Origin of the sequence: Pseudonocardia sp., from assembly GCF_029263155.1 — a bacterium.
Lineage (GTDB): Bacteria > Actinomycetota > Actinomycetes > Mycobacteriales > Pseudonocardiaceae > Pseudonocardia.
In genome coordinates this window covers 1-22159 of sequence record NZ_JAJCYB010000026.1, presented here as the reverse complement: position 1 = coordinate 22159, position 22159 = coordinate 1, and the positions used below count along the sequence as shown (strand labels likewise).

General features: G+C 73.8%; 23 protein-coding genes and 1 pseudogene. 13 read left to right on the top strand and 11 right to left on the bottom strand.

Annotated features, from left to right (window positions below; genetic code table 11):
- Positions 1-574 precede the first annotated feature (574 nt).
- From Q1K26_RS04185 to Q1K26_RS04170, 4 genes are all read right to left on the bottom strand, one after another.
- On the bottom strand, positions 575-1162 hold the full coding sequence (locus tag Q1K26_RS04185) for a hypothetical protein (protein ID WP_300007817.1): 588 nt from the start codon (positions 1160-1162) through the stop codon (positions 575-577).
- A gap of 27 nt (positions 1163-1189) precedes the next feature.
- Entirely contained in the window at positions 1190-3949 is a 2760-nt protein-coding gene (locus Q1K26_RS04180) for an FAD-binding and (Fe-S)-binding domain-containing protein (protein WP_300007816.1), read from the bottom strand.
- 202 nt (positions 3950-4151) lie between these two features.
- Positions 4152-4910: a precorrin-6A synthase (deacetylating) gene (gene cobF / locus Q1K26_RS04175; RefSeq protein ID WP_300007815.1), complete on the bottom strand. Its 759-nt coding sequence runs from the start codon at positions 4908-4910 to the stop codon at positions 4152-4154.
- The gene (locus tag Q1K26_RS04170) at positions 4892-5656 is read right to left on the bottom strand and encodes a cobalt-precorrin-6A reductase (RefSeq protein ID WP_300007814.1); all 765 of its coding nucleotides are present in this window, start codon (positions 5654-5656) and stop codon (positions 4892-4894) included. The genes cobF and Q1K26_RS04170 overlap by 19 nt, the downstream gene beginning before the upstream one ends.
- A gap of 157 nt (positions 5657-5813) precedes the next feature.
- Between Q1K26_RS04170 and Q1K26_RS04165 the strand changes: the two genes are divergently transcribed.
- Positions 5814-6554: an SDR family oxidoreductase gene (locus tag Q1K26_RS04165; protein ID WP_300007813.1), complete on the top strand. Its 741-nt coding sequence runs from the start codon at positions 5814-5816 to the stop codon at positions 6552-6554.
- 24 nt (positions 6555-6578) lie between these two features.
- Here Q1K26_RS04165 and Q1K26_RS04160 read toward each other — a convergent pair whose 3' ends face one another.
- Genes Q1K26_RS04160 through Q1K26_RS04145 form a run of 4 tightly spaced genes read right to left on the bottom strand, consistent with a single transcriptional unit; the run spans position 6579 to position 9634 of the window.
- The gene (locus Q1K26_RS04160) at positions 6579-7514 is read right to left on the bottom strand and encodes a 2,3-dihydroxyphenylpropionate 1,2-dioxygenase (protein ID WP_300007812.1); all 936 of its coding nucleotides are present in this window, start codon (positions 7512-7514) and stop codon (positions 6579-6581) included.
- On the bottom strand, positions 7511-8374 hold the full coding sequence (locus Q1K26_RS04155) for an alpha/beta fold hydrolase (protein WP_300007811.1): 864 nt from the start codon (positions 8372-8374) through the stop codon (positions 7511-7513). Before Q1K26_RS04155 ends, Q1K26_RS04160 begins: the two co-directional genes overlap by 4 nt.
- Positions 8371-8874, bottom strand: a complete 504-nt coding sequence (locus Q1K26_RS04150) for a cupin domain-containing protein (protein ID WP_300007810.1) — start codon at positions 8872-8874, stop codon at positions 8371-8373. The genes Q1K26_RS04155 and Q1K26_RS04150 overlap by 4 nt, the downstream gene beginning before the upstream one ends.
- 13 nt (positions 8875-8887) lie before the next feature.
- Positions 8888-9634, bottom strand: a complete 747-nt coding sequence (locus tag Q1K26_RS04145; protein WP_300007809.1) for an SDR family oxidoreductase — start codon at positions 9632-9634, stop codon at positions 8888-8890.
- A gap of 37 nt (positions 9635-9671) precedes the next feature.
- On the opposite strand from Q1K26_RS04145, the gene Q1K26_RS04140 reads away from it, so the two are divergent.
- The 3 genes from Q1K26_RS04140 (at position 9672) to Q1K26_RS04130 (ending at position 12495) form a co-directional block, all read left to right on the top strand.
- Positions 9672-10436, top strand: coding sequence for an IclR family transcriptional regulator (locus tag Q1K26_RS04140; RefSeq protein WP_300007808.1), 765 nt, complete (start codon positions 9672-9674; stop codon positions 10434-10436).
- Positions 10437-10530: 94 nt separating this feature from the next.
- On the top strand, positions 10531-10995 hold the full coding sequence (locus Q1K26_RS04135; protein ID WP_300007807.1) for a cupin domain-containing protein: 465 nt from the start codon (positions 10531-10533) through the stop codon (positions 10993-10995).
- Between the two features lie 3 nt (positions 10996-10998).
- Positions 10999-12495, top strand: coding sequence for an NAD(P)/FAD-dependent oxidoreductase (locus tag Q1K26_RS04130; protein WP_300007806.1), 1497 nt, complete (start codon positions 10999-11001; stop codon positions 12493-12495).
- Positions 12496-12527: 32 nt separating this feature from the next.
- Here the strand turns inward: Q1K26_RS04130 and Q1K26_RS04125 are convergent, their stop codons facing one another.
- Positions 12528-13961, bottom strand: a complete 1434-nt coding sequence (locus tag Q1K26_RS04125; protein ID WP_300007805.1) for an amidohydrolase family protein — start codon at positions 13959-13961, stop codon at positions 12528-12530.
- Positions 13962-14146: 185 nt separating this feature from the next.
- On the opposite strand from Q1K26_RS04125, the gene Q1K26_RS04120 reads away from it, so the two are divergent.
- The 7 genes and pseudogenes from Q1K26_RS04120 to Q1K26_RS28660 all read left to right on the top strand — a co-directional run.
- Positions 14147-14950, top strand: a complete 804-nt coding sequence (locus tag Q1K26_RS04120) for an IclR family transcriptional regulator C-terminal domain-containing protein (RefSeq protein WP_300007804.1) — start codon at positions 14147-14149, stop codon at positions 14948-14950.
- Between the two features lie 55 nt (positions 14951-15005).
- Positions 15006-16166 carry a CoA transferase gene (locus Q1K26_RS04115; RefSeq protein ID WP_300007803.1) on the top strand — a complete coding sequence of 387 codons (1161 nt, stop codon included), beginning with the start codon at positions 15006-15008 and terminating at the stop codon, positions 16164-16166.
- Positions 16163-17044 carry a citryl-CoA lyase gene (locus Q1K26_RS04110; protein WP_300007802.1) on the top strand — a complete coding sequence of 294 codons (882 nt, stop codon included), beginning with the start codon at positions 16163-16165 and terminating at the stop codon, positions 17042-17044. Before Q1K26_RS04115 ends, Q1K26_RS04110 begins: the two co-directional genes overlap by 4 nt.
- On the top strand, positions 17044-18033 hold the full coding sequence (locus Q1K26_RS04105) for a zinc-binding alcohol dehydrogenase family protein (protein WP_300007818.1): 990 nt from the start codon (positions 17044-17046) through the stop codon (positions 18031-18033). The genes Q1K26_RS04110 and Q1K26_RS04105 overlap by 1 nt, the downstream gene beginning before the upstream one ends.
- Positions 18034-19059 (top strand): 5-methyltetrahydropteroyltriglutamate--homocysteine methyltransferase, encoded by a 1026-nt coding sequence (locus Q1K26_RS04100; protein ID WP_300007801.1) that lies wholly within the window; start codon positions 18034-18036, stop codon positions 19057-19059.
- Positions 19060-19061: 2 nt separating this feature from the next.
- Positions 19062-19922, top strand: coding sequence for a dioxygenase (locus Q1K26_RS04095; protein WP_300007800.1), 861 nt, complete (start codon positions 19062-19064; stop codon positions 19920-19922).
- Between the two features lie 106 nt (positions 19923-20028).
- Positions 20029-20331: pseudogene (locus tag Q1K26_RS28660) on the top strand (STAS domain-containing protein); the annotation flags it as partial.
- A gap of 151 nt (positions 20332-20482) precedes the next feature.
- Here the strand turns inward: Q1K26_RS28660 and Q1K26_RS04090 are convergent.
- On the bottom strand, positions 20483-20809 hold the full coding sequence (locus Q1K26_RS04090; RefSeq protein WP_300007799.1) for a plasmid stabilization protein: 327 nt from the start codon (positions 20807-20809) through the stop codon (positions 20483-20485).
- A 171-nt stretch (positions 20810-20980) separates the two neighbouring features.
- Here Q1K26_RS04090 and Q1K26_RS04085 point away from each other — a divergent pair, with 171 nt between their 5' ends.
- Both Q1K26_RS04085 and Q1K26_RS04080 read left to right on the top strand, forming a co-directional pair.
- On the top strand, positions 20981-21418 hold the full coding sequence (locus tag Q1K26_RS04085) for an SRPBCC family protein (RefSeq protein WP_300007798.1): 438 nt from the start codon (positions 20981-20983) through the stop codon (positions 21416-21418).
- A gap of 55 nt (positions 21419-21473) precedes the next feature.
- Positions 21474-21872 (top strand): hypothetical protein, encoded by a 399-nt coding sequence (locus Q1K26_RS04080; RefSeq protein ID WP_300007797.1) that lies wholly within the window; start codon positions 21474-21476, stop codon positions 21870-21872.
- A 46-nt stretch (positions 21873-21918) separates the two neighbouring features.
- Here Q1K26_RS04080 and Q1K26_RS04075 read toward each other — a convergent pair.
- A partial coding sequence (locus Q1K26_RS04075; protein ID WP_300007796.1) for an HNH endonuclease signature motif containing protein occupies positions 21919-22159 on the bottom strand: 241 nt, incomplete at its 5' end.

Below are 22159 nucleotides of genomic sequence, written 5' to 3'. Positions count from 1 at the left end.
GCGCGGCGACGGATGGGAACATGTGTTCTACTATACCGCCACTGACCTGCGTGAAGATGCCGCTTGTCGACACGGGTCGACCATTCGGCGACCCACTACGATCGGGAGATCGACGCCGTACGGGAGCGGCCGACCCGACCCGCTACGGGGATCGAGTGGTTTCATTCGGTGGCAAGTCGATCCGTACCGCAGGCGCGCCAGCGCCGAGGAACGGAATCGGCGCGGCAGCACTTCGGTAGAAGCCGACCACTCCCCACCGGAACGCGGTTCACCTGAACCCCCGGGCGGTCGCCGGGCCCGCCCGAGCCTGGCCCGCCCGGCACCGCGGGCGGGCCCCGGTCGCGGGTCGGTAGAGGCCGACCACCCCCGCAACGGTTCACCTGAACCGCCGGAAGGTCACCGAACCCCGAACCCGGCCGGCCCAACGCCGCAGACGCCCCGCCGAGGAGCGGAACCAGCGCTGCGACGATCCGGTGGAGGACGACCCACCGACACCCGAGCGGTTCACCTGATGGCCGGGAAGTCGCCGGTTCCGAGACCGAGTGCCCGTCCAACGCCACGGACCGCGAGCGGGTCAGCCGTACTCGGGCTGGATTTCGGTCGGCCGAGCGACGACGGCGTCGAGCCGGGGATCGGCGAGCAGGGCGTCCATCGCGGCACGCGAGCCCCCGATGCCCGCCCAATGGGGGTCGACGTCACTGGCCAGGCACCAGGAGCGGTCGGCGGGCCACACGAACGCCGGCGGGGCGATCGGCTGGCCGGCACCCAACTCATGCTCCCACCGGTCGATGGCGGCCAGCGGACCGCGGAGCAGGGCGTAGCGCCGGTGCGGCAGGGTGACCAGCGGGCCGTCGCGCACCTCGCGCGGAAGGGGGATGTCGGAGTAGCCCTCCCAGAGGCAGAAGTAGCAGTGCTCGGGGGTGGACGTGAACCGGGCGAGGTCGTGGAGCGCCCTGCGGGCCTGCGAGAGGTCCGACGGGTGGTCGTGGCCGACGACGACGTCGGCCTCGGACTGACCGGGCACCTCGGGATCCCGGATGAAACGGACACGGACGTACGCCTCGTAGCCCGCCGGACCGAAGGCGATCAGCTGCATCGCCGGCGTCGCGGACTCCGCGATCCAGGACGCCGCCGCGACGTCACTGCAGTGGTCGAGAGTCATCAGGTTCCTCCTGCACGGCCGGGGCGGCTACCGGGTCGCCTCCTCCAGCAGCTCCAGGACGTGACGGTAGGTCGACCCGGTGGCGCGGGTCATGCCGATTTCGCAGGTGCGGTTGCAGGAGGCGTGCGCGTCGAACCCGCCCGCGGCCACCTCCTGCGCCTGGGCCCGGGTGGCGCTGGCGGTCAGCTCGGGCCGCAGCATGCCGCGGTCCCCGGCGAACGCGCAGCAGCTCCACGCGAAAGGCACCACCACCTCCTCGGCGACGGCCGCGGCCACCGCGCGCAGGTGGGCATCGATGCCCAGGCGCGTCGACGAGCAGGTGGGGTGCAGGGCCAGGCGCGCGATCCGCCGGTGCACGGTGAGCCGGGGCAGCAGCGCCTCGGCGACGAACTGCACCCCGTCGAGGACCCGCATCCGGTCACCGGCGGCGTCGGCGAGCCCCTCGGTGCACGACGACGCGTCACACACCACCGGCAGCCGACCGGAGTCGGTGGCCGCCCACAGCGCCGCCACGGCCTTCTCCCGCACGTCCGCGTAGCCCGACAGCCCCTTCGACTTCCACGGCGTGCCGCAGCACAGCGCGTCGAGGCCGTCCGGGCCGGTCAGCGGCACCCCGGCCCGCGTCGCGAGCGCCGCCAGCGCCGGCCCGGCGCCGTCGCCGTCCCCGCCGAACATCGTGCTCACGCAGGAGGCGAACAGCACCGCCTCCGCGCCGGGGTCGCGCGGGGCGACGCGGGGCGACCCACCGCGGGGCAGGTCCGCGCTCCACTGCGGCAGGCCCGCCTTGCCACCCAGGCGGCTCAGCGCCGTGGGAACCCGCGGGGAGATCCGCGCGGCGGCGGTCAGGCCCGCGGACGCGGCCCGGGTGACCCCACCCCAGTGCTTCGACGCCACCGTCCAGGCCCGGTCGGCGACCGGACCGGTCCGCGCAGCCCGCAGCCGCCGCACCAGGTCGCCGGTGTTGATGTGCACCGGGCACGCCGTCTGGCACATCCCGTCCACCGCGCACGTGTCGACGACCGCGTAGCCCTCGTCGCGCTCCAGCTCGCGCAGCGTCGCCGAGTCGCCCTCGGCACGGGCCCGCTCGGCAGCGCGGCGCAGCACGATCCGCTGCCGGGGAGTGGTCGTCAGGTCCTTGCTCGGACAGACCGGCTCGCAGAAGCCGCACTCGACGCACCGGTCCACCTCTTCCTCGACGGCGGGCGCGGACTTGAGGTGGTGCACGTGCGCCAGCTCGTCGGTCGAGATGATCACGCCCGGGTTCAGGATGTTCGCGGGGTCCAACAGCGTCTTGAGCTCGCGCATCACGTCGTAGAGCTCGTCGCCGTACTGGCGGCGGACGAACGGCGCCATCATCCGGCCGGTGCCGTGCTCGGCCTTGAGGTTGCCGCCCTGCTCCAGGATCAGCGTCACCATGTCCTCGGTGAACGCCAGGTAGCGGCCCATGTCGCCGGAGAAGGTCTCGACGAGCATGAAGTGCAGGTTGCCGTCCTTGGCGTGGCCGAAGATCACGCTGTCGGAGTAGCGATGGCGGTCGAACAGCTCCGTCAGCGCCTGGCAGGTGGGTAGCAGCGCGGGCACCGGCACGACGATGTCCTCCAGCAGCGCGGCCGTGCCCGGCGGGCGGGCGCCGTTCACGGCGGCGTAGAGGCCCTTGCGCATGTGCCAGAGCCGCGCGCGGCCGGCGGCGTCGGACGACAGCGCCATCGGCTCCACCACCGGGAGATCAGCACCGGCCGCCGCAGCGATCCGGCCGCGCTCGTCCAGCTCCGCGGCACTGGCCTCCTGGTACTCGACGAGCAGCGCGGTGTGCGCGTCGATCTCCAGGCGACCCAGCAGGTCCTCCTTCGGCGCGTCGCGCTGCCCGACCCGAAGCGCCACGGCGTCGAGCAGCTCGATCGTGGCCGCCCCGCTGTCGACGAGTGCCGGCAGCGCGGCGCTGGCCCGGTCGAGGTCGTCGAAGACGAGCAGGCCGGTCAGCGCGTGCGCCAGCACGGGCACCGTGGCGAACGTGGCCTCGGCGACGAACGCGAGGGTGCCCTCGCTGCCGACGAGCAGGTGGGCCAGCAGGGCGGCCGGGCCGTCGTGGTCGAGGAAGGAGTTGAGCCCGTAGCCCATCGTGTTCTTCATCGAGAACTGGCGTTCGATCAGCGCGACCGAGCCGGGGTTGCCGCGGACGCGGTCCCGCAGCCGCAGCAGCCCGGCGACCAGCTCCGGCTCGGCGGCGGCGAGCGCCCGGTCCGCGTCGGGCAGCCCGGTGTCGACGACGGTGCCGCCGGGCAGCACCGCCACCACCGACTCCAGCGTGCGGTAGGTGTTGAGCGCGGTGCCGCACGCCATGCCGGAGGAGTTGTTGGCGATCACCCCGCCGACGGTGGCGGCCGACTCGCTCGCCGGATCGGGCCCGAGCTTGTAGCCGTGCGGGGCGAGCCGGGCGTTGACGGCGCGGATGGTGGCGCCCGGGCCGACGCGCACCCGCTTGCCGCCGTCGAGCACCTCGATGTCGCGGAAGTGGCGGCGGGTGTCGGCCAGCACGCCGTCGGTGACGCCCTGGCCGGACAGGCTCGTGCCGCCCGAGCGGAACGTGACCGGGGCGCGGGCGGCCGTGCACGCGGCCAGCAGGCGGGCCACGTCGTGGCGGTCGGTCGGGGTGGCCACGGCCGAGGGCACCAGCAGGTAGTGCGAGGCGTCGTTGGCCCAGGCCAGCCGGTCGATCATGCGGTCGCGGACGGCGTCGGCGCCGAGGCGGGAACGCAGGACGTCGGCGCAGGCGTGGGTCGGCGACACGACTCACCCTAGCTCCGAGCCCGCGGGCCGCGGTAGGAGCTCGCGTCCCCGAGACCCACCGGCCGGCGAATTGGGTCTTGCGGGGACCGTGAGGTGAGGCTAACTTAAGCACGTCGCTTCGTGGTGGGCGCGGCGCGTCTGTTCGGGAACGTGCGGGGGTCCGGCCGGGGGGCCGGACCCCCGCACCCGCGTCGGGACCGAGCTATCGCCGCCTGCGCAGCAGGTAGGTGTCCATGATCCAGCCCTTGCGTTCACGACAGTCCGCCCACACCCGGCGGATGTCGTCCTTGACCTGCTGCAGGTCGCCGTGAGCGAGCACCTCGTCGGGGGTGCCGAGGTAGGCGCCCCAGAAGATGTCGAGATCGGTGTCGGGCAGCGCGGCGAACGCGTGGTGCGCGTCGAGCATGACCACGACGTCGTCGACGGCCGCGGGCATGCCCTCGGCCGCGAGCCGCCGCCCGGTGGTGACGAGGAACGGCGAGCCGATCCGGTTGAGGATCAGCCGGTGCCGGGCCGCGAGGGCCTGGACGCTGCTGATGCCCGGGATCGAGACGATCTCGATCGTGCCCGGTGCCACGGCGGCGACGCGCTCCAGGATGCGCAGCGTGCCGTCGTAGAGTGCGGGGTCGCCCCAGACCAGGAAGCCGCCGCTCTCCCCGTCGACCAGGCCGGTGTCGATCATGTCGGCGTAGACGGCCTCGCGACGGCCCTGCCAGTCGGCCACGGCGTCGGTGTAGCCGGCCGCCCGCCGGTCGCGCGGCGGGTCGGCGGCCGTCACGACCCGGTGCGGCCGGGTGACGTGGCGGGCCAGCAGCTCGGCCCGCAGCCCGGCGAGATCGGACTTCTGCTCGCCCTTGTCGATCGTGAAGAACACGTCCACCCGGTTCATGGCCGAGATCGCGGCGAGGGTGAGGTGCTCGGGATCACCCGCGCCGATGCCGATCACGTAGAGGGTGCGCACTGGGCGACCGTATCCCGGAGCCACGTCAGCGCCCGCGGCACGGAGTCCACGACGGCCACGCCGTCGGGCACGGGCGGGCGGCGCTGCACCACGACGCGCACCCCTTCCGCGCGCGCGGCCACCAGCTTGGCGTCCGGCCCTCCGCTGTCCTTGGTCACCAGCACGTCGATCGCGTGGGCGCGCAGCAGCGCGCGCTCGTCGTCGACGGTGAACGGGCCGCGCCCGAGCAGCACGTGCATCCGGCGCGGCACCGGCGGCTCCGGCGGGTCGATCGACCGGACCAGGAACCACCGGTCCGACCCCGCGAACGCGGCGAGCCCGCCCCGGCCGGTGGTCAGGAACACCCGCTCGCCGAGGCCGGGGAGCAGGGCCGCGGCCTCGTCGAGGGAGTCGACGACGATCCACTCCGGCTGCGGTGGCCAGCCGGGACGACGCAGCACGAGCAGCGGCACCCGGCCTGCGGTGCAGGCGGCCACCGCGTGCGCGCTCATCCGGGCGGCGAAGGGATGCGTGGCGTCGACGACGGCCGCGGTGCCCCGCTCCCGCAGCCACGCCGCCAGCGCCTGCGGCCCGCCGAACCCGCCGATCCGCACCTCGCCGGGTGGCAGCAGGGGCTCCCGCACCCGCCCGGCCAGCGACGACACGACGTGCAGGCCCGGCTCGGCGACGAGGGCGGCGGCGAGCCTGCGCGCCTCCCCCGTGCCGCCCAGCACGAGCACCCCGGTCCGTCGCATGCCGACCAGCATGGCCGCTCCCCCGGTCGGGTGTTCGCCGCATCCCGGTTCGCGCGCTGATCCGGGCCTCGCGCGCTGGCGGCGGCGCGCGAGTGCCGGTGCGGCGCGCGAACGACATCGGCACGGCACAATCGCCGTACCCGAACCCCGCAGCGACGAGGAGCCCGTCATGGCCCAGCCGGTCGCGATCGTCACCGGTGCCGGAAGCGGCCTCGGCCGCGTCGTCGCCCGCACCCTGCTCGACGACGGCCACCGCGTCGCGCTGGCCGGGCGGCGCGTCGAGCCGCTGGCCGGGACCGCCGACGGGAGTCCCGACGCGCTCGTCGTCCCGACCGACGTCGCCGACGCCGGGTCGGTCGCCGCGCTGTTCGGAACGGTCGTCGACGCGTGGGGCCGGGTGGACCTGCTGGTGAACAACGCGGGCCGCTTCGGCCCGGCGGGCACCCCGGACGAGATCGACGTCGACGACTGGCGGGCCACCGTCGACGCGAACCTGACGGGGGCGTTCCTCTGCGCCCGCGAGGCCTTCGCCCGGATGCGCGCCCAGACCCCGCAAGGTGGGCGGATCATCAACAACGGCTCGATCTCGGCCCACGTCCCGCGACCCGGCAGCATCGCCTACACCGCGACCAAGCACGCGGTGACCGGGCTGACCAGGTCGCTGTCGCTGGACGGGCGCCCGTTCGGCATCGCCTGCGGGCAGATCGACATCGGCAACGCGGCCACCGACATGACCAGTGGGATCGCCCAGGGCGCGCGCCAGGCCGACGGCAGCATCCGCCCGGAACCCACCTTCGACGCCCAGCACGTCGCGGACGCCGTGCGCTACATGGCCGGGCTCCCCCTCGATGCCAACGTCCAGTTCCTCACGATCACCGCCACCACCATGCCGTTCATCGGCCGGGGCTGAGCAGGGCGGCGGCCTGCTTCCCGGTCACCCCACCGGGAACGTGGTGCCGATCCCCATCCCGGTGATCCACTCCGGCACGGGCTCGTAGCTGGTCCACACCAGCGGGCGCCCGACGGCCACCTGCCCGATCAGCCATGCCCGGACCTCGTGCCCGCCGCTGCCGGCCTGCTCCTCCAGCGCCGCGTCGCCCAGAGCGGCGACGGCGCCCGCGTCGCCCGCGGCGAGCCGGTCGAGGAACCAGGCGTCCCACGCGGCGTTGACCCGGGCGCCGGGGTCGCCGCCCATCGCGCGCACCCGCGGCTCGCGCGCGGCGGCGACGGCGTGCACGTCGCGCCGCCCGTGGATCACCGACTCCCGCCGCGCGCCGACCACCGCCGGGTCGCGCGGGTCGTTGGGCGGCAGCCAGTGCGACAGCCCCCCGCTGGCGACGACGAGCACCCGGCCCGCGTCGGCGGACCCGCGGATCGCCGCACCCAGCGCCCGGCCGAGCGCCACGCAGCGGCGCAGGTCCGGCAGCGGCGGGCCGGCCGTGTTGACCACCAGCGGGACCAGCGGGACCGTCGTGCCACCGGTCGCCATCTCGTAGCCCTGCACGACGCCGTGGTCGACGGTCAGCGAGTAGGACAGCGAGACGTCGAAGCCGGACGCCGCGAGCCCGTCGCGGACCGACCAGGCCAGCGCCGACGCGACCGGCAGCGGGCCCGCCGTGGTGCCGAAGTCGCCGAACGCGACGACCTCCTCCACCCCGAGCACGAACGGCGGCATCACGTCGTAGAAGTTGCCGTGGAAGTGGTCCGGGCCGACGACGACGACCGCGTCGGGCGCCAGCGCCTGGACAGCGGTGGCCACGCGTGCCGCGTCGGCGACGAACGCCCCGCCGGGCTCCCCCGGCCCCGACGGCGGCGTCATCGTCGCGAACGGGGAGTGCGACATCCCGACGAAGCCGACGATCTCGCTCACGAGTCACCGAGCAGGAACTCGCGGTGCACGGCCAGGTACTCCTCGACCTTCTCCCACTGCGGCCAGTGCCCGGCGTCGGCGATCACGTGCAGGCGGGCGTCGGGCAGCCACTCCACCAGCAGGTCGGCCTCGTCGAGCCCGCCGGTGGGGTCGTGCTCGGTCCACAGCAGCAGCGTGGGCGCCGTGATCTTCCCGACCCAGGACGGGTCCCAGGCGAAGTCCTTGCGCACCAACGGGTCCTGCAGCACGAGGATGTTCTCCACCGACCGAAGGAAGCCCGGGCGCGTGTAGACGCCGCGCCGCAGGTTCACGAGCTCGTCGGTGACCATGTCCTTGTGGTGGAACAGGAACTCCACCCGCGCGCGCACGGTGTCGTAGCTCGGGTCCCGTACGGCGCCCCGGGTGCTGTCGCGCATCCTCGCCATCACCGCGGGCTTGTTCGCGATGTTGCCCGGTGTGTTGAGCACCAGCCGCTCGACGCGGTCCGGGTGGTACGCCGCGGTCCACGCCGTCACCCAGCCGCCCAGCGACTCCCCCGACAGGTGCGCCGATCCGATGCCCAGGGCGTCCATCGTGCCCAGCAGGTGGTCGGAGAGCACGTCGATCGTGTACGGGGTGTCGGGCAGGTCGGACCAGCCGTGGCCGACCATGTCGTAGGCGGTGACGCGGAAGTCGCGCGCGAGCCCCGCGAGGTCGCGGGCGTAAGCCTCCAGGTGCCCGCCGGTGCCGTGCAGCAGCACGAGATCGGGTCCGGAACCGGCCTGCAGCACGCGGGTGCGGACCCCGGCGACGTCGACGTGGCGCAGCTCGTGGTCGACGTCGGCCAGCTCGCCCCAGATGCTGATGTGGTCGGGGATCACGCGCTCTCCTCTGTGAACATCGCCCGGGCCTCCGCGACCGACACGAGGCCGGCGCTCTGCCGTCGCCCCACGCCGAGCAGCCCGAGCAGCCGCGAGTTCTCGATGGTCAGGAACTCCACGGGGTGCTCGGTGGAGTCGTTGAAGTGCCGGTGCCAGGTCCACGGCGGGGTGTAGACGAAGTCGCCGCCCGCCCAGGTCGCGGTGTCGTCCTCGACCTCGCTGTGCCCCTCACCGGAGATCACGAAGTGCACGGTCTCGTGGTGGTGGCGCTGCATGTCCGAGCTCTCGCCCGGCGGGATGGTCTGCCGGAAGATCTCGAACGTCGTGGTCGGGAGCGTCCCGGCGATCGAGAGCGTGGTGGGGTTGTGCACCTGCCCGGCGGGCAGGGTCTGCAGCTCGGTGGCGCGCACCACGATCGGGCGCGCGGTGCCCACCGGCACGGTGGCCGAGAGGGCGCCGAGGAACTCGGCCATCCGGAAGTCCGGTCCCGACTCGGCCACTAGATCGTCCCCCTCATGTCGTCTCCGTCCGTCCGCCGTCGACCGTGAGCACGGTCCCGTTCACGTAACCCGCCGCCTCCGTCGCGAGGAACGCCACCGCAGCCGCGATCTCCTCGGGTCGTCCCGCGCGACCGGCGGGAACGACGGCCAGATCCGCCTGGTCGGCGTCGGCACCCCGGGACGCGAGGATCTCCCGGCGCCGCGCGGTGTCGGTCGGTCCGGGCGCCACGCAGTTGACGGTGACGCCGTGCGCCGCGAACTCCCGCGACAGCAGCGTGGCCGCCGCGGTGACGGCCGAGCGCAGCACCACCGACGCCGCGAGGTCCGGCTGCGGCCGGCGCACCGCCGTCGACGTCACGACGACCACCCGGCCGAACCCGCGCTCGGCCATGCGCGGCAGGGCGAGCCGGGCCAGCCGCAGCGGCCCGAGCAGCAGCAGCGCGAACGCCTGCTGCCACTGGTCGTCGGTGACGTCGAGGATGCGGCCGGGCGGCGGGCCGCCCGCGTTGAGCACGAGCACGTCGAGCGCGCCGTGGCGGCGCTGCACCTCGGCCAGCGCGGCCGCGGCGGCGTCCGGGTCGGCCATGTCGTTGACCAGCGCGCTCACATCACCGCCGCCCAGCGCGCTCACGGCGGCGTCCAGCGCGTCGGGGCGGCGCCCGGTGATCACCACCCGGTAGCCGTCCTTCGCGAGCTGCGCCGCGACGGCGTGGCCGATGCCGGAGGCCCCGCCGCCGACGAGTGCAGTGCGTGTGGTCACCGCGCTAGCCTCACCGCGTGGCGCGCCGGAGTCGACCGTGAGTCCCGCTGAGCGGGACGACGGTTCGGGTACGGGCGCGCTCGACCGCGTCGCCGCCGTGCTGGGCGCCTTCGACGCCACGCACCGCGAGCTGACGCTGGCCGCGCTGGTCTCGCGCAGCGGGATGCCGCGCTCCACGACGCACCGGACCGCGGCGAAGATGATCGAGCTGGGCTGGCTGGACAAGCCGCGCGATCGCTACCGCATCGGCAACCGCCTCTTCGAGCTCTCCGGCCTGGCCCCGGTGCGCCACGAGCTGCGCGAGGCGGTGCTGCCGTTCCTGCAGGACCTGCACACGGCCACCAAGACGACCGTGCAGCTCGGCGTCCTGGACGGCACGCAGGTGCTCGTCGTCGAGAAGATCACCGGGCACCGGCCGATGCCGATGCTCTCGCAGGTGGGCGGGACGATCCCGGTGCACTGCTCCGGGCTGGGCCGGGCGATCCTCGCCTACAGCGACGTCGCCACCGTCGAGGCGGTCCTCGCCGCGGGCCTGGTCCCCCGCACGCCGCGCACGCTCACCACCCGCGAGGCGGTGCTGCGCGAGCTGGCCGCGATCCCCGACCGCGGCTGGGCGGTCGACCGCGAGGAGGGCAACATCGGCGTGAGCTGCGTGGCCGCGCCGGTGTTCGGGCCGCTCGGCGACGTGGTGGCGGCGCTGTCGGTCACCGGGCCGACGGCCATGGTCCGGCCCGACCGGATCGGGCCCGCCGTGCGGCTGGCCGCGGCCGCGGCCAGCCGCGCGTACTCCACCCGCCGCTAGAAATAGTCCCGGAGAGCGGGACGGGCGTTTGTCGGGTTCCGGATGCGAACCGCACGCTGTGGCCCCTCACACCACCACGTCGAAGGAGACCACGGTGAGCCTCGGTGGCGGATACATGCTCCGGTCGCGCGACGGTCAGCAGATCCCGGCGATCGGTCTGGGCATCACGAAGAAGACCGACGGCAAGTCGACGCACGACGCGTACTCGATGTTCGAGTACGCGATCCCCCCGCAGACGAACGGGCCGCCCCCGCACGTCCACACCCGGGAGGACGAGTCGTTCATCTGCCTCACCGGGCGGCTGGACGTGCACCTGGGCGGCGAGGACTTCGTGCTGGGCCAGGGCGACTACCTGTTCCTCCCCCGCGACGTGGTGCACACCTTCCGCAACCCCTACGCCGAGGAGTCGCGCGTGATCTCCGTGGTCTCGCCGGCCGGGCTGGAGCGCTACTACCAGGCGCTGGCCGACCTGCCGCCGGGGCCGAAGGACCTCGCGGTGCTGCAGGGGATCATGGCCGACTTCGGCATCGAGCTCCGGCTCCCGCCGCAGGGGGGCTGAGCGATGCGCATCGCGATCATCGGCGCGGGCGTCGCCGGGCTCTGTACCGCCAAGGTCCTGCTGCAGGCCGGGCACGACGTCACCGTCTACGAGAAGGCGCCCGACGTCGGCGGCGTGTGGAGCGCCACCCGCCGCTACCCCGGGCTCACCACGCAGAGCCCGCGCGCGCAGTACTCGCTCTCGGACTTCCCGATGCCCGGGGACCTGCCCGAGTGGCCGACCGGCGAGCAGGTGCAGGCCTGGCTCGTCGCGTACGCCGCGGAGTTCGGCGTGCGCCCCCGGCTGGGCACCGAGGTCGGCGCGGCCCGACCGGACGGCGAGGGCTGGGTGCTCACCGTCGAGGGGTCGGACGAGCACTTCGACCGGCTCGTCGTCGCCAACGGGGTGTTCTGCGAGCCCGCGATGCCGGACTACCCGGGCGTCGAGGAGTTCACCGCGGCCGGCGGCCGGCTGTGCGCGGGCACCGAGTTCCACGACGCGCAGGACGCGCGCGGCAAGCACGTGCTCGTCGTCGGCTACGGGAAGTCGGCGTGCGACGTCACGGTGCCGATCAGCGAGGTCGCGGCCAGCACCGACGTGATCGCCCGGCAGATCCTGTGGAAGGTGCCACGCAGGATCGCCGGGACGGTCAACTTCAAGATGCTGCTGCTCACCCGCATGGGCGAGGCACTGTTCCGCTACATCCGAATCCGGGGAGTCGAGAAGTTCCTGCACGGCCCGGGCAACGGCGTGCGGCGGCGGCTGCTCAACTCGCTGGGCACGGTGTCGGTGCGCCAGTTCGGGCTGGCCCGCCACGACCTGGTGCCGGCCGGGGCGATGGAGGACATCGTCAAGGGCGCCATCGGCCTGGCCACCGAGGGGTTCTACGAGGGTGTGGCCGACGGCTCGATCCGCATCCACCGCGACCGCACGATCACCCGCCTGCTGGCCCGTGACGGGGCTCCGCACGCGGAGCTGAGCGACGCCACGGTGCTGCCCGCCGACCTCGTCATCTGCGCCACCGGGTTCTCCCAGGGCGTGCCCTTCCTCGGCGACGACGTGCAGCAGCGGCTGTTCGACGAGCGCGGCAACTTCGCGCTCTACCGCCAGATCCGGCCGGTCGGCGTGCCCGGGCTGTACTTCAACGGGTACAACTCGTCGTTCTTCAGCCCGCTCAACGCCGAGATGGCCGCGGTCTGGATCGCGGCCGACCTCGCCGGCGCCGTGCCGCTGCCGGACGACGACGCGATGCGGCAGGCCGTCGCCGACCAGCTCGCGTTCATGGACGAGGCCACGAGCACCCACCACTGCCGCGGCACGAAGATCATCCCGTTCTCGATGCACAACGTCGACGAGGTGCTGGGCGACCTGCGCCTGCAGATCCCCGCACGGGTGCGGGCCTCGCACTGGCTCAACCCGATCGACCCGGCCGCCTACCGCGGCGTCACCCCCGCCCTGCTGGAACGGCTCGGCGACCCGGCACCCGCTCCCGTCGAGGGCACGACGGCCGCCGCGTCCTGACCGCTCCGTGATCCCGGGGTTGACGTGGCGCGTCAGCCCTGGCCGTGCGTGGCCCCGCTGGCGTAGTCGGTGTAGGTGTAGGGGTTGTCGAGGATCTTCGTCTCCGGGACCTCGGGGTTCATCCCCGCGGTCCAGGCCTGCTCACCCATCGTGGACCGCAGGTACTCGACGGTCGCCTCCACCTCGCGGCGGATCCCGGGCAGGTCCACACCGACGAGCCGGTGCTCGGACTTCACCACGCGCCCGTCGACAAGCACGGTGTGCACGTCGCCGCGCTGGGCCTGGAACGCGACGTGGCCGTGCGGGTTGAGCACCGGGAACGACACCGGCGAGTGCTCGTTCTTGATCAGCACCAGGTCCGCCTTCTGCCCGACGGCGACGCTGCCGAGGTCGGTGCGGCCCAGCGCGCGGGCGCCGCCGCGGGTGGCCCAGTCGACGACCTGGTCGGCGCGCAGGGTGCAGCAGGTGATCGTCTCGCCCTTGGCGTGGGCGTCCATGTGCTCGTGGGAACGGTCCGCGCCCAGGGTGGTGCGCATGGCGGAGAACAGGTCGCCGCTCCACCACACGCTGGTGTCCATCGACAGCGACACCGGGATGCCGTGCGCCCGCAGCACCCACGTGGGCGGGTAGCCCTGCCCGGCGCTCTGCTCGCTCTCCGTCGAGACCGACACCGACCCGCCGGTGGCGGCGATGCGGTGGTAGCTGTCGGCGCTCAGGGTGGCGGCGTGCACGAAGATGTGGCTCGGGTCGAGGAGGCCCGCTTCGTGGGCGAGCCGGATGCCGTCGTCGTTGGTGGCGCCCCAGACCCCGGCGTGGGTGGTGACCGGCACCCCCAGCTCACGGGCCACCTCGTAGGCCGCCCGCTCCGGGAAGGACGGGTCGCCGGTGACGTCGAAGGCCATCTGGAAGCCGAGCATGTCGTCGCGGGCGTCGATCTGCCGGCGGGCGAACGCCTGGAAGTCGCTCGACGCCGACCACTCCCACGGCGCCTGTTGGATGTTGCCGTAGGCGAGGATGTTCCGGCCGGGGACCGCGCGCAACGCGTCGACGGCGGCCTCGGCGTGGTCCACGGTCTGCAGGCCGTGCGACCAGTCGACCACCGTGGTGACACCGGCGTCGAGGGCCTCGGCGGCGGCGAGCAGGTTGCCCGCGCGCACGTCCTGCGGGCGGAAGTGCTTCCCGGACTCCAGGTAGTACCAGACGAAGTACTGGGTGAGCGTCCAGTCCGCGCCGTAGCCGCGCATCGCGGTCTGCCACATGTGCCGGTGGGTGTCCACCATGCCGGGCATGACGATGCCGTCGCGGGCGTCGATCTCGCGCGTGCCGGCCGGGACCTCCAGCGCCGGGCCGACCGCGGCGATCCGGTCGTCGACGACGAGCACGTCGGTGCCGGGCAGGACGCTGTGGGCGTCGTCGACGGCGAGCACTGTGCCGCCACGCAGCACCACCGGCGTGCGGTCTTCCATCACGACACCTCGTCCCTCGACAATCGGTCCCACGGCGGACACATGTCCGCTCTACGGTCGCCCGTACTGTGCTGGGCCGTGGTCCGCACTGTCAAGACGCAGCGCGACCATCCGGTCGACATGCTGTCCGGATGGCGGACGGAGCGGGTAGCCTCCGGACCACCATCGGCCGAACGGGGGGCGCCATGCCACGCGAGGGCACCGGGCCCGACTTCATCGAGGCGCTGGCCCGCGGGCTGGAGGTGATCACGGCCTTCCCGGCGGGCCGGTCGACGCTGAGCCTCACCGAGGTCGCCACCGCCACCGGGCTGGCCCGCCCGACCGCGCGCCGGATCCTGCTCACGCTGGCCGAGCTGGGCTACGTCCGGACCGTCGACGGCGCGTTCGCCCTCACCCCCCGCGTGCTCGACCTCGGCGTCGCCCACGTCCGCTCGCAGGGGCTGTGGGACCTCGCCCGCCCGCACATGGCGCAGCTGTGCGCCCGCACGAACGAGTCGTGCTCGGTCGCCCAGCTCGACGGCTCCGACGTCGTCTACGTGGCCCGGGTCGCCGTGCCGAAGATCGTCGGCCTGTCCGTGCAGATCGGCACCCGGTTCCCGGCGCTGCCGACCTCGCTGGGCAAGGTGCTGCTGGCCGCCCTGCCGGCCGACGAGCTCGAGGACGTGCTCGCGCAGCCCACCCGCTCCGGGCTGGTGGCCCGCTGGCAGCCCGACCGGGCCGAGCGCGACGCCGCGCTGCGCGAGGTCCGCGCCCGGGGCTGGGCCCTCACCGACGAGCAGCTCGCCCTCGGCATCCGCTCGGTGGCCGCGCCGCTGCGCGACGGCACCGGCCGCGTGGTGGCCGCGCTCAACGTCAACACCCACGCCGCGGAGACCCCGCTGGAGCGCCTGCTCGGCGAGCACCTGCCGCTGCTGCTGGCCACGGCGGGCGAGATCAGCGCCGATCTCGCGCGCCGCGATGCCGTCCCGCACATCACCGTCGCGGTGTGAACGGGGCTGTGGCACGATCGACGGACAGTTGTCCGTTCAGCGGCCAGGAGGGTGCATGACCGACACACCGAGGCCGCTGGACGGCGTGCTCGTGGCCGACTTCTCCCGCGTGCTCGCGGGCCCCTACGCCACCATGCTGCTGGCCGACCTGGGCGCCGAGGTGGTGAAGGTCGAGTCCCCCGACGGCGACGAGACCCGCACCTGGATCCCGCCCGAGCGCGAGGGCGTCTCCACGTACTACCTGGGCATCAACCGCGGCAAGCGCTCGGTCGCGCTGGACCTGCGCGACGAGGCCGACGCCGCACTCGCCCGCGAGCTGGCCCGGCGGGCCGACGTGGTGATCCAGAACTTCAAGCCCGGCGGTCTGGCCAAGTACGGCCTCGACGCGGCGAGCGTCCGCGCGGCCAACCCCCGCACCGTCTACGCCTCGATCAGCGGGTTCGGACCCGGCGGCGGCGCCCACGTACCCGGCTACGACCTCATGGTGCAGGCGATCTCCGGGTTGATGAGCCTCACCGGCGACCCGGACGGGCCGCCCTACCGCGCGGGCATCTCGGTGTTCGACGTGATGGCCGGCAACCACGCCGTCATCGGGATCCTGGCCGCGCTGCGGCACCGCGACGCCACCGGCGAGGGCCAGGAGGTGGAGGTCAACCTGCTGTCCTCCGCGCTGTCCGGGCTGGTCAACCACAGCTCGGCCTACGTGGCGGGCGGCGTGGTGCCCTACCGGATGGGCAACGCGCACCCCAGCGTCTTCCCCTACGAGCCGCTGCCCACCGCCGACCGCGACCTCATCGTCGCCGCGGCCAACGACCGGCAGTTCCGCAAGCTGTGCGTGGTGCTCGGGCTCGACGAGGTCCCCGACGACCCGCGCTTCGCCCGCAACCGCGACCGCACCGCGAACCGCGAGGAGCTGCGGCCGCTGCTCGTCGAGGCCTTGAGTGCGAGGGGCGCGGAGGAGTGGTTCGAGCTGCTCGTCGCCGCCGGGGTGCCGTGCGGGCCGATCAACACCATCGACGGCGGGTTCGCGATGGCGCAGCGGTTCGGGCTCGACCCGGTCGTCGAGGTGGGTGAGGGCGACCGGGCGCTGCCGATGGCGCGCCACCCGGTCACGTTCTCCGCCACGCCTGCGGGATACCGGCTCCCCCCGCCGGGGCTCGACGAGCACGGCGCCGAACTGAGGGGATGGCTGAAGGATGAGGGGCCCGACCGATGACGTATGAGACCGCGCTGGGCGCCTCGACCCGCGAGACGATCACCCTGCTCGGCCACGACCTGGCCGACGACGTGATGGGCGAGGTCGGGTTCGGCGAGCTGGCGTTCTGGCTGGCCACCCAGGAACGGCCGTCCCGGGGGCAGGTGCGGGTGTTCGAGGCGGTGCTCGCGGCGCTGGCCGACCACGGCTTCACGCCCACCGCGATCGTCACGCGCCTGACGTGGCTGTCGGCTCCCGACTCGGTACAGGGTGCGCTGGCCGCCGGGCTGCTGGGTGGAGGATCGCGGTTCCTGGGCGTGACCGAGGACTGCGGCAACTTCCTGCACGCGGTGCTCGCCGACGTCGAGCGGCCGGCCGACGAGGCGGGCTGGGACGCGCTCGCGCTGGAGACCGTCCGGGCGCGGCGGGCCGCGGGCGCGTTCGTTCCCGGCCTGGGCCACCACGTGCACAAGGACGGCGACCCGCGCACCCCCCGCCTGATGCAGATCGCGCGCGAGGAGGGCCAGTTCGGGCCACACCTGGAGCTGTTCGCCGCCATCGGGCGCATGCACCACGAGGTGCTCGGCAGGACCCTGCCGCTCAACGGGGCCGGGGTGTGCGGCGCGGCGCTGGCCGACCTGGGGCTGCCGCTGCCGCTGCTGCGCGGGTTCGCGCTGCTCGCGCGCACCGCCGGGCTGATCGGGCAGCTCGCCGAGGAGCTGCGCCGCCCCGTCGGCAACGACATCTTCCTCTCGGTGGACGTGAACAACGTTCCGGTCCCACCGCAGCCCTGGTCCGGCGGCCCAGCCCCGCGATCAAGGGCAGATGGTGGTGCGCAGAGATCAACAGGCGACCATCTGCCCTTGATCGACGGGGCGGGCGCGGAGGACGGGCCGTGATGCGCGCCGCGGTCCTGGAGACCCCCGGCACGGCACCGGTGCTCCGCGAGGTGAAACCGCCCCTGCTCGAACGAGTGGAACTCCCGTACGAACCCAGGGGACGGGAGTCCCACTCGTCGGAAGTGGGCCCGGTGCTGATCCGGGTGGCGGCCGCACCGATCACCCCGTTGGACCGGTTCTGCGCCACCGGCACCTCGTACTTCGGCTCCCCCGCCGTGCCGTACGTGCCCGGGGTGCAGGGCGTCGGCACCGACCCGCACGGGCGCCCGGTCTGGTTCGCCACCTCCGCCGGCATGGCCCCCGGCGACGGCAGCATGCGCGAGCAGGCCACCGTCACCGCCGAGGACGTCGTCCCTCTGCCCGCGGGCGCCGATCCGGTGCTGGTCGCGGCGCTCGGTCTCTCCGCCGTGGCCGCCTGGTGCGCGCTCACCGCCACCGGACGCCTCGCCGCCGGGGAGACGGTGGTCGTGCTCGGCGCGGGCGGCGTGGTCGGGCAGGCCGGGGTGCAGCTCGCGCGGCTGGCGGGTGCGGGCCGGGTGGTCGCCGTGGCACGGTCGACGGCGGCCCGGGAGCAGGCGCTCGCGCTGGGTGCGGACGCGGCCGTCGCCATCGAGCCGGGGGACGATCCCGGCACGCTCGGCGACCGGCTGGCCGCGGCCGCCGGGCCCGCCGACCTCGTGCTCGACCCGCTCTACGGCGTGCCGGCCGCCGCGGCGGCGCGGACGCTGCGCCCCGGTGGGCGCCTGGTCCACCTGGGCAGCGCGGCCGGGGACACCACCCCGCTCGACTCCGCCACCCTGCGCAGCCGCTCGCTGCAGGTGCTCGGCTACACCAACAACGCCCTCTCGACCGCCGAGCGCCGCGACGCGCTCGTGCGCGTCGTCGACGAGGCCGTCGCCGGGCGGCTCACCGTCACGCACACCCGGGCGCCGCTGAGCGCCGTCACCGAGGTCTGGGACGCCCCGGGCCGTGTCGTCCTGGAGATCTGAATGCTGCTCACCTCGCTCGTCGGCAGCTACGCCCAACCCGACTGGCTCATCGACCGGGCCAGGCTCGCCGACCGGTTCCCGCCCCGCGTCCGCGCCAAGGAGCTGTGGCGGCCCGCGCCCGAGCACCTCGCCCAGGCCCAGGACGACGCCACCGTGCTCGCGATCCGGGCCCAGGAGCGCGCCGGGCTCGACGTGCTCACCGACGGCGAGATGCGCCGCGAGAGCTACTCGAACCACTTCGCGACGGCGCTGGACGGCGTCGACGTCGACAACCCGGGCACGGCGCTGGACCGCTCCGGGCACCCCAACCCGGTACCGCGGATCGTCGGGCCGATCTCCCGGCCGGAGCCGGTGCAGGTGCGGGACCTGGAGTTCCTCCGCGCGCACACCGACCGACCGATCAAGATCACGGTGCCCGGCCCGTTCACGATGAGCCAGCAGGCCCAGGACGACCACTACGGCGACCCCGAGGCCGCGGCCATGGGCTACGCGGCGGCCGTCAACGCCGAGGTGCGCGACCTGTTCGCCGCGGGCGCCGACGTCGTGCAGGTCGACGAGCCCTACCTGCAGGCCCGTCCCGAGGCCGCCCGTGCCTACGGGCTCGCCGCGCTGAACGCCGCGCTCGACGGGGTGAGCGGCACGACCGCCGTGCACCTGTGCTTCGGCTACGCCGCGATCATCCACGAACGGCCCAGCGGCTACTCGTTCCTGCCCGAGCTTGCCGGGTGCCCGGTGGACCAGATCTCGATCGAGACCGCACAGTCCGGGCTGGACCTGGGCGTGCTGGCCGACCTGGCCGGCAAGACGATCATCCTCGGGGTGGTGGACCTGTCGACCCCCGAGGCCGAGACGGCCGAGGTGGTGGCCGGCCGGGTGCGCCGGGCGTACCCCTACCTGCCGCCCGAGCGGCTGGTGATCGCGCCCGACTGCGGGATGAAGTACCTGCCGCGGGAGTCCGCGGACGAGAAGATGCGCGCGATGGCCGGGGCCGCGGCCCTGCTGCGCGCCGAGCGGGAGGACGCGTAGCGATGGAGCTCGTCACCGAGGACAACATCACCGACCTGGCCGCGGCGCGCTGGGGCACCGCGCACGACCCGCGCACGGCGCAGGTGCTCACCGCACTCGTGCGGCACCTGCACTCCTTCGCCCGCGAGGTGCGGCTCACCGAGGCCGAGTGGATGAGTGCGATCCAGTGGCTGAACCGCACCGGGCAGATCAGCGACGACAAGCGCGAGGAGTTCATCCTCGCCTCCGACGTGCTCGGCCTGTCGATGCTGGTGGTGCAGATGAACAACCGGCTCGACCCGGCCGCCACCCCGGCCACCGTGCTCGGACCGTTCCACATCGACGGCTCGCCCGAGCTGGGCTTCGGCGCGGACATGTCCGACGGCCTCCCCGGTGCGCCGCTCTACGTGCACGGCACCGTCCGCGACCTGGACGGCAAGCCCGTCGGCGGGGCGGTGCTCGACGTGTGGCAGGCCGACACCGACGGCGCCTACGAGTCCCAGCTGGACGTGGACGAGGCGCGGCTGCGGGCGAAGTACACGACCCGCGAGGACGGCACGTACTGCGTGCGCACCATCGCGCCGCTGGGCTACGCGATCCCGATGGACGGCCCGGTCGGCGAGCTGATCTCGCGCACCGCGATCAGCCACTTCCGACCCGCGCACGTGCACTTCCTGCTCGCCGTCCCCGGGTACGCCCCGCTGATCACCCACCTGTTCCGGGAGGGTGCGCAGTACCTCGACAGCGACGTCGTGTTCGGCACGAAGGCCGAGCTGGTGGTGCGGTTCGCCGAGCGGCCGCCCGGTGCCACCCCCGACGGCGGGTCGTCGGACGTGCCGTGGCTGGACGCCCGCTACGACTTCGTCCTGCAGCCCGAGGGCTGACCCGGCCGGGCGCGTCGGCTGACCGGCGCACCCGGCCCTGATAGGTTGATCTCCAGTTGTCGTCGCTCCCCCTGACCCTGCGGGCGGCTCATTCCGGCGAGCCGTTGTGGGAGTGTCAGTGGGGCCGAGCAGGCTTCGGGTGGGGTTCTGCCGCACCGGCGACGCAGAGGTGCTCCGGCTCGACGGCGAGCTCGACATCGCCACCGCCCCGATCCTCGGGGCGGCGCTCGACGCCGTGGTCGCCGCCGGGCCCGACGCCGGGCTGGTCGTGATCGACCTCGACGGCGTCCTGTTCTGCGGCGCCCGCGGCATGGTTTCGCTGCTGGCCACCGCCGACGAGGTGGCACGGCGCGGTGGCCGACTGGTGCTGGCGAACCGTCCGGCCACGGTCCTGCGTCTGATCGAGTTGCTCGGTGTCGCGGTGCGACCCCCCATCCGCTCGCGCTGGACCGCACCGCGGTCGCGCTGCTGCCCCGGCACTCCGCCTCGGACCCGCCCGCCGCGCCACGGTGGAGGCCACGCCACCCAACGGCATGGGAGGCAACCCCCATCGAGTCGGCTCAGTCGTCGACCGCCCGCTGCAGCTCCGCCTTGGACATGGAGGATCGCCCCTCGACGCCCTGCCGTTTCGCGTCCTCGTAGAGCTGTGCCTTGGTCCGGCCCTGCGCACCGGAGTGCGACCGCTTCCCGCCGCGGTGCTGCGGCGAAACGTCGTCGGTGGACACCGGGCTCGCCTGGTCGGACTCGCCCGACTGCGCACGGTTCTTGTTGACGGTGCGCGCCGCGATCTCCTTGGCCCGGCCCTCGCGCTCCCCGCGGTCCTCCGCGGACTCCTTCACGTGCTCGTACTGCCGTTCGCGCTTGTCGCTCCATGCCTGCTGGGGCACGGTGTTCCCCTTCCGCTCGTGATCGGACACCCGCCCAGGGGTGCCCGGTCCGGGCGCCCCCTACTCGCGGGGCCCACGTGGTCGGGACCGGTGTCGACGGCGGGACGTCCGGGTAGCCCGGGGCCAGCGCGGTCCACCACGCCGGACCGCACCCGCGCAGGAAGGATCCCCGTGGTTCACGTCATCCGCACCTTCACCGTCGCCCGGCCGGCCGCGGAGGTACTGGCCTACCTGGCCGACTTCGGCCACGCGCCGAAGTGGGACCCGGGCACGGAGACCTGCACCCGGATCGACGACGGCCCGGTCGCTGCCGGTGCACGGTGGCAGAACGTGTCGAAGGTCCTCGGGATGAGCACCGAGCTGGAGTACCGCCTGGAGCGCCTCGGCGACGACCACTTCACGTTGGTCGGGCGCAACGACACCGCGACGGCCACCGACCACGTCACGGTCCGCCCGCACGAGCTCGGCTGCGAGGTCACCTACGACGCCACCGTCGAGCTGCACGGCGTGGCCAAGCTGGGCAGCCCACTCATGCAGATGGAGTTCGAGCGTCTCGGCGACGAGACCGTGGAGGGCATCCGCCGGGCGGTGACCCCCGCGAGCGCCTGACCGGTCGGCGCATACGACCCCACCACCCACCCCGGATCCGGGTAGCTTGTCGCGGGTGAGCGCCCCTGAGACCCTGCTCCGCCTGCTCGTGAAGGACTTCGTCTACGCCGATCCGGGCAACGCGTTGCCGGTGACCCTGCTGTGCGGCGGCCGCATCGTCGCGGGCGAGATCGTCACGCCGGAACGCTGGTCCGCGGAGGTGAAGTCGTTCGTGGCCAGCGGCCACGGCACCGCGATCGAGTACATGCTGGAGACCCTGGTCCGGTTCGGCGAGGCCCACGCGGGCAGCGACGCGCTGGGGGTGGAGGAGATCGCGACGCTCTACCTGATCAACGCTGCCGTGGCCCTCACCGGTGACGCGGTGGCGCCGGCGTCGGTGGTGCGCCGCCCGTGGGCCGTGCAGGTCGACCAGGTCGCCGCGTGGAGCCTGGGCACGGTTCTGCCGTCGTCGTGACCGTCCGGGACCGGGTACGGTACGTCGCCTCGGTGGCCGCGCGGGCCTACTCCCGGTAGTCGTGGGGCTCGGTCCAGTACCGGTGCCCGGTCGGGGTGATCCACTCGACCCGGCGGTCGGGGTGGAGGACGACCTGCCAGCCGGGATGTTCCTTCATGTGATGGTGGGCGGTGCATGCGGTGCACAGGTTGGCCTCGTCGGTGGGCCCGCCGCAGTTCCACGGGGTGACGTGGTCGAGTTCGCAGGTGGCGGCGTTGCGGCGGCACCCCGGGGTGCGGCAGGTGACG

What these genes read in the sequence shown, in the direction of transcription:
- Q1K26_RS04185 (WP_300007817.1), bottom strand. Translation starts at nt 1,162, where the DNA reads ATGACTCTCGACCACTGCAGTGACGTCGCGGCGGCGTCCTGGATCGCG.
- Q1K26_RS04170 (WP_300007814.1), bottom strand. Translation starts at nt 5,656, where the DNA reads ATGCTGGTCGGCATGCGACGGACCGGGGTGCTCGTGCTGGGCGGCACG.
- Q1K26_RS04165 (WP_300007813.1), top strand. Translation starts at nt 5,814, where the DNA reads ATGGCCCAGCCGGTCGCGATCGTCACCGGTGCCGGAAGCGGCCTCGGC.
- Q1K26_RS04130 (WP_300007806.1), top strand. Translation starts at nt 10,999, where the DNA reads ATGCGCATCGCGATCATCGGCGCGGGCGTCGCCGGGCTCTGTACCGCC.
- Q1K26_RS04125 (WP_300007805.1), bottom strand. Translation starts at nt 13,961, where the DNA reads ATGGAAGACCGCACGCCGGTGGTGCTGCGTGGCGGCACAGTGCTCGCC.
- Q1K26_RS04120 (WP_300007804.1), top strand. Translation starts at nt 14,147, where the DNA reads ATGCCACGCGAGGGCACCGGGCCCGACTTCATCGAGGCGCTGGCCCGC.
- Q1K26_RS04115 (WP_300007803.1), top strand. Translation starts at nt 15,006, where the DNA reads ATGACCGACACACCGAGGCCGCTGGACGGCGTGCTCGTGGCCGACTTC.
- Q1K26_RS04110 (WP_300007802.1), top strand. Translation starts at nt 16,163, where the DNA reads ATGACGTATGAGACCGCGCTGGGCGCCTCGACCCGCGAGACGATCACC.
- Q1K26_RS04105 (WP_300007818.1), top strand. Translation starts at nt 17,044, where the DNA reads ATGCGCGCCGCGGTCCTGGAGACCCCCGGCACGGCACCGGTGCTCCGC.
- Q1K26_RS04100 (WP_300007801.1), top strand. Translation starts at nt 18,034, where the DNA reads ATGCTGCTCACCTCGCTCGTCGGCAGCTACGCCCAACCCGACTGGCTC.
- Q1K26_RS04095 (WP_300007800.1), top strand. Translation starts at nt 19,062, where the DNA reads ATGGAGCTCGTCACCGAGGACAACATCACCGACCTGGCCGCGGCGCGC.